This window comes from Mycobacterium sp. 1165196.3, assembly GCF_001673415.1.
In the GTDB taxonomy this organism is placed as follows: domain Bacteria; phylum Actinomycetota; class Actinomycetes; order Mycobacteriales; family Mycobacteriaceae; genus Mycobacterium; species Mycobacterium europaeum_A.
In genome coordinates, this window is sequence record NZ_LZLU01000179.1 from 1 (window position 1) to 5,015 (window position 5,015).

The following is a 5,015-nucleotide window of genomic DNA, read 5'->3' on the forward strand; positions in this document are numbered from 1 at the left end:
GGGCGACGCTGGGCAACAGGCAGACCGGCCAGCCGACGGCGCACTCCGGCGCCACCACAGCCGCGGCGAAGCCGAGCGCCACCGCCGCCGCGCCGCCGGAACCGTCGGTGACCCCCGAAGGCCTACAGTCGCTGGTGCTCACCGGGGAAGACGTCGCCGGCCTGATCAAGGCGCCCGGCATGTACGTCAACAAGACCTGGACGCAAACGCACGAACTGCAGCCCGGCGACAGCTTCGATCCCCCGGAATGCACCGAAGCGGTGTTCAACGGCTTGACAGCGTCCTATCGCGACAGCGGTTACCGCGCCATCTACGGCGTCGACCTGGGGCAGCACACCAACGGTTTCCCGCACGGGGTTTCGGAGTTCGTCGCGACGTTCGACAACGCCGCGGCCGCAAAGGGTTTCGTCGCCGGCGCCATCAACCACATCAACGGTTGTGCCGGCAGGCAGTTGACCTACTCGCACGGCGGCATCTCCGGCATCTACAGCGTCGGGACGCCGGTGCAGACCGGCCCGGTGACGTCGGTGCGCAGCACCCTGGGCACCGTGCAGGACAACGGGCGGACCACCGACGTCGGCGGCCAGCACACCAGCGCGTTGCGGGCCCTGGCGGCCAAGGCCAACGTCGTGGTCGACGTCGACGTCATCGGACGTGATCTCGGCGACGACGCCGCCACCCTCGTGCAGGGCATCCTGGGCCGTATCCCGAGTTGAGCAGGCTGCCAACAGGATTGGCGGGCTACAGGACCCGAACGTCTGCCGGTGACCAGAACGCCCGCATCGACGTGATCTTGGCGTCCCCGTCGAACGACATCGTTGAAATGGGCGAGATCCGGGTGCGGCTGTCACCGGCGTCGAGCGTCAGATGCCAGAAGAAGGCGGCCTCGCTGCCGCCGATCCGTATTTCGGCGAGTTCGGTGTCCTTCTTCGCGTCCTGAAACCCCGTGTAGAAGGCGCGGATGGCATCATGCCCGCGGCGGATGTCGGAGCCGATCGGGTCCTCGATGGTGGCGTCGTCGGCGTAGAGCGCCACGATGTCGTCGGCGGTGCCCGTGGCGACCAGCGCGAGGTAGCGATTGACGGTCTCGGTGATGGCTTCTGGCGACGGCATAACTTCGGACGCTACTCCTCGCCGTCGCCGCGGTATGAGTTGCGGTATTCCCGGCAATACTGGCGGGCGTGACTTTCATCGAATGCCTCGCGAGCCGGGAGATCTACCGCAACCCGTGGATGGTGCTGCGCGAGGACGACATCCGGCGCCCGGACGGCAGCGAGGGCATCTACAGCGTCGTCGACAAGCCGGCCTATGCGCTCGTGCTGCCTTACGACGGGCATCGCTTCCGGCTGGTCGAGCAGTTTCGCTATCCCCTCGGCGAGCGGCGTTGGGAATTCCCCCAAGGCACCGCTCCCGAACTGGCCGACGCCGAACCGGCCGATCTCGCCGAGCGCGAGCTGCGGGAGGAAACCGGCCTGCGCGCAACGTCGTTCGAGGCACTCGGCCAGCTCGACGTCGCACCGGGAATGACCAGTCAGCGGGGCTGGGTGTTTCTGGCCACCGGCATCGCCGAGGGAGAAGTCGAGCGCGAACATGAGGAGCAGGACATGCGCAGCGCGTGGTTCTCGCGCGACGAGGTCGAGCGGATGATCCGCGAAGGAGTCATCGCCGACGCGCAGTCGGTGGCCGCCTACGGGCTGTTCTTGTTGCGAGCGCGGTGAATCCGCGCGACAGCACCGCGATCGTGTCCGCGCCGAGATCGCGCCGCGTCATCGAATGCCCACCATTGACGCATGCGGCCGGCGTCTCGGGTAGGTGCGATGCTCACAGCCGTCACCACGTTGGTCGTCGGCGCATCCGGCATGTCTGCGAACGCGATGTCGCCCTCGTGGAACGGCAGATACTCGTTGGTGAGGTACGCGGCCAGTAAATCCGGCACCAGCGTCGCGGCGAAACAAGCCGAGCCGACCTTCAGCGCCGACTACGTCTTCACCACCGCGTGCTCGTCGGGCAGGTGCGTGGCCACCGCTACCAACGGCCCCGCACCGAAGAACCCGACGTTGCCCCAGCCTTCGCACTACGCGTGGGACGGCGCCAAATGGGTCGAGCGCTTTGACTTCCAATGGGATTGCTATATGGGCGAGGGTGTTCCGAAGGTGTGGGCACCGGCGCGGTCGTGGGCCTTCTACGCACCGCAGGCCGACGGATCGCTGCGTGGCACGTGGCACACCGACATCAGCGGCGGGCCCTGCGGTGGGTCCGTCGAAATGCCGGTGGCGGCGTTCGCCGCCGGATCGGCATGACGGAGACGCCGTCGCGACGATGCCTTAGGGATTGATCAGGGGCAGTAGTTCGATTCCGCGGCGCTCACGATGGCCGTGGCGTCCCCGTAGTTGAAGGAACTGTTCAACCCGGAATGAACGTCGGTGGCCAGCTCGTCCGGGGTCTTGCCCGCGGCGCGATCCGAGCAGATGGCGTGGCCCAGCGAGATCAGCGTGCCTTCGCCGCCCGGCTGCCACACCACGCCGATCTTCTTCAGTTGACCCAGGTATCCGTCATCGTCGGCGGCGGCGACCCCGCTACCTACCGTTAACGCGGCAGCAACGACCGCCGGAATACATAACATGCGCAACCCGCAAACAGCCTTCACGCTCGGCTCCTTCTCCTCGGTGAGGGTGATAACGGCCTCATTATGCGGTGTGCGGTGCGGTATTGCGCGACGAACAGCAAAAGCTGGCAAACCGGCACTGAGCAACTGTGTCCTGTGTCAGCAATCAAGGGTGACTTCCGTGGCAACGGGCCAACTCCGCCGCCGGGTATCGATTGAGCGGATCAGTCCGTCGGGCCCGAGGTCATGGAGGCGATGTAATAGGTTTCGTGCCCGGTCGGATAGCCGCCGCCGCCGGTCGCGATATGGACGTGGTCATAGTGGTCGGCGGTCTCCGATCCCAGGTCGGCCATCCAGTTGCCGCCGCCGACGCCCGGGTAGATCTTCTGCCGCCAGATCACGTGGTTGATGCCCCATCGTTTCGCGTTCGCCAGGGCGTAGCCGGCGATCTGGTTGCCGAGCTCGATGCCTTCGGGGGAGTGGTAGTTCGGGATCATCACGTCGATGGCCAGCCCGTTGGGATGCCACGGCAACGGGTCCTCGCGGTATCCGTAGATGGTCTTGATCTGGGGGAAGAGGACGGTGATGACGCGGGCGGCCCAGATGGTCTTGACCTGCAACCGTTCTTCGGATCCCACGCTGTGCGGCAGGGCGAGCTGGAATTGCTGGCCGGCGGACGGGGCGGGCGGTGCCAGAGCCGTCAGCGATTCGATCTCTGCCGGACTGGCGGGGCGCGGCCCCCTGGCGGGCGGCGCCGGGGCCGGCGCACTGGTGGGGCTCGGCGCCGCCACGGGCGTCTCGACGCAGCAACGCGTCTTGGTTCCCTGCGCGTGGATCATCGCCGCGGAGACGACGAGCGACGCCGCGACCGCCAGCCAGCGCCCCCGACCCTTGGCGAACACCTTCACGCCCACGACCAGCAGCTTAATGTCGTCTGTGACTCATGGGGCGCGTTTTCACATTGCTTGTTCAGCGCGGGCGAGCGCACCAGAATGACACCATGCTCGGGCGATCATTCGATGACGCGAATGCTTTTCACCGAACGATGCGCCGCTTGGCGTCCACGACGGTGGGTGTGGCGCTTCTTCGCCCGACGGCGCACCACCTCGATCGCCTGGTCGCCAAGGCCACCGGTGGCCGGAGGAGCTTCGCCGAGGTCGCGACCGGCATCCCGGCGGTCATGCTCACCACCACGGGCGCCAAATCCGGTGAGTCGCGCACCGTCGCCGTGTACGGGATCCCGCACCCGGACGGCCTGGCCCTCATTGCGTCCAACTTCGGCGGTACCAGGCATCCGGCCTGGTATCACAATCTGAAGGCCCATCCGCAGGCGACGGTCGCGGTCGGCGGCGACACCTGGCAGGCCACCGCGCGCCTGGCAACGCCACGCGAGCGCGACGAGATCTGGGCCAAAGGCCTCGAGCTGTATCCGGGCTGGCGGAAGTACGAAGTGCGGTCCGGAAATCGGCAGATCGAGGCGTTCGTGCTGACGCGAAGCTGACTGACTCGCACCGTTTCAGCTGGTAGGGCACCGTGTATTCGCCGGCGCGTTATCGCGACGAGTCGCGTCGCTTGCTGGACCAGGCCCGGTATGCCCGGTAACCCATCAACGCCGCGAGGACTCCGGTACTGACCAAACCCGGGGCCGTGCCGTGGGTGTACGCATTTTGCACGAACAGGGCCAGGAACAGCACGGCCATCCCAGTGGAGAAGGTGGGGCTGCAGGGGTTTCGGCTCTACGCCCGCGTCGCGCCTGCCGTTTCTGCTTGCTGCCTCAAACGGCCGTCGCTGCCGGTCTTTAACGGGACGAACTCTTGCGCTCATCTGCGCGGTCCTCAAGCCAGTTCACCATGAAGACCAGGACCGCCCAGCACGCCGCGTAGCCGATGGTGTAAATCGGTACCAGCATCCACCAAGGGTGCGAACCCAATAGCAGCCGCGCCAGACCCTTCAGTGCGTCGGTGATGAAGCCGGACACGATGATTGCCACGAGCAGGGCGGTGTAGGTGTGTTGGCGTTGCTCGGGCACCTTGCCGCCCGCGTGCCTGAGCAGGTACCAGAAAACGATGACGGCCACCGCCACTGCACACAAGACAAATCCGATGATCATCCATGTGGGAACGGATTTGCTGCCGGGAGGGCTGGCTGAATCGAATAGAACGTCGATGGTGATCGCCCACACGAGGTACAGCGGTAGCAGAAGCAATATCCGCTTTGCGTTGATCATGGCTTCGGCAGCCCCGGTATCGGTTGTTCGATGCATTCCCACGCGCCCTTAGCGGCGGCTTCGACCGGGGCCTCGATCAGCCCTTGCGCGAAGCCACCGACGAATCCCAGTACCGCGCCGGGTATCGCCCCTGCTCCGCCGACTTCAGGAGTGAGCCCTGCGCCTAACACCGCACCGATGCCT

The 5,015-nt window shown here is 66.2% G+C and carries 8 protein-coding genes and 1 pseudogene; 4 read left to right on the top strand and 5 right to left on the bottom strand.

Annotated features, from left to right (window positions below; translation table 11 throughout):
* Positions 1 to 716, top strand: a 716-nt coding sequence (locus A5659_RS18970; RefSeq protein ID WP_067183403.1) for a sensor domain-containing protein, incomplete at its 5' end; no start/stop codon positions are given.
* A 25-nt stretch (positions 717 to 741) separates the two neighbouring features.
* Here the strand turns inward: A5659_RS18970 and A5659_RS18975 are convergent.
* Positions 742 to 1,113 carry a nuclear transport factor 2 family protein gene (locus A5659_RS18975; RefSeq protein WP_066873594.1) on the bottom strand — a complete coding sequence of 124 codons (372 nt, stop codon included), beginning with the start codon at positions 1,111 to 1,113 and terminating at the stop codon, positions 742 to 744.
* Between the two features lie 68 nt (positions 1,114 to 1,181).
* Between A5659_RS18975 and A5659_RS18980 the strand changes: the two genes are divergently transcribed.
* On the top strand, positions 1,182 to 1,718 hold the full coding sequence (locus A5659_RS18980) for an NUDIX hydrolase (RefSeq protein WP_067022991.1): 537 nt from the start codon (positions 1,182 to 1,184) through the stop codon (positions 1,716 to 1,718).
* A gap of 99 nt (positions 1,719 to 1,817) precedes the next feature.
* Positions 1,818 to 2,300, top strand: coding sequence for a hypothetical protein (locus tag A5659_RS18985; protein ID WP_067022994.1), 483 nt, complete (start codon positions 1,818 to 1,820; stop codon positions 2,298 to 2,300).
* A gap of 35 nt (positions 2,301 to 2,335) precedes the next feature.
* On the opposite strand, the gene A5659_RS18990 is transcribed toward A5659_RS18985, so the two are convergent.
* Together A5659_RS18990 and A5659_RS18995 are read right to left on the bottom strand one after the other, a co-directional pair.
* On the bottom strand, positions 2,336 to 2,623 hold the full coding sequence (locus A5659_RS18990; RefSeq protein WP_066873600.1) for a DUF732 domain-containing protein: 288 nt from the start codon (positions 2,621 to 2,623) through the stop codon (positions 2,336 to 2,338).
* A 206-nt stretch (positions 2,624 to 2,829) separates the two neighbouring features.
* A complete protein-coding gene (locus A5659_RS18995) occupies positions 2,830 to 3,519 on the bottom strand; it encodes a glycoside hydrolase (protein WP_067022997.1) in 690 nt (229 codons plus the stop codon).
* 86 nt (positions 3,520 to 3,605) lie between these two features.
* Here A5659_RS18995 and A5659_RS19000 point away from each other — a divergent pair, with 86 nt between their 5' ends.
* On the top strand, positions 3,606 to 4,106 hold the full coding sequence (locus A5659_RS19000) for a nitroreductase family deazaflavin-dependent oxidoreductase (protein WP_067023000.1): 501 nt from the start codon (positions 3,606 to 3,608) through the stop codon (positions 4,104 to 4,106).
* 297 nt (positions 4,107 to 4,403) lie between these two features.
* Here the strand turns inward: A5659_RS19000 and A5659_RS19005 are convergent, their stop codons facing one another.
* Together A5659_RS19005 and A5659_RS28615 are read right to left on the bottom strand one after the other, a co-directional pair.
* Entirely contained in the window at positions 4,404 to 4,868 is a 465-nt protein-coding gene (locus tag A5659_RS19005) for a hypothetical protein (protein WP_231997895.1), read from the bottom strand.
* Positions 4,829 to 5,015 (bottom strand): annotated as a pseudogene (locus A5659_RS28615) (hypothetical protein); the annotation flags it as partial. The gene A5659_RS19005 and the pseudogene A5659_RS28615, both read right to left, overlap by 40 nt.

Coding starts and splice junctions, on each gene's coding strand:
- A5659_RS18985 (WP_067022994.1), top strand. CDS start 1,818: ATGCTCACAGCCGTCACCACGTTGGTCGTCGGCGCATCCGGCATGTCT.
- A5659_RS18990 (WP_066873600.1), bottom strand. CDS start 2,623: ATGTTATGTATTCCGGCGGTCGTTGCTGCCGCGTTAACGGTAGGTAGC.
- A5659_RS19005 (WP_231997895.1), bottom strand. CDS start 4,868: ATGCATCGAACAACCGATACCGGGGCTGCCGAAGCCATGATCAACGCA.
- A5659_RS18975 (WP_066873594.1), bottom strand. CDS start 1,113: ATGCCGTCGCCAGAAGCCATCACCGAGACCGTCAATCGCTACCTCGCG.
- A5659_RS19000 (WP_067023000.1), top strand. CDS start 3,606: ATGCTCGGGCGATCATTCGATGACGCGAATGCTTTTCACCGAACGATG.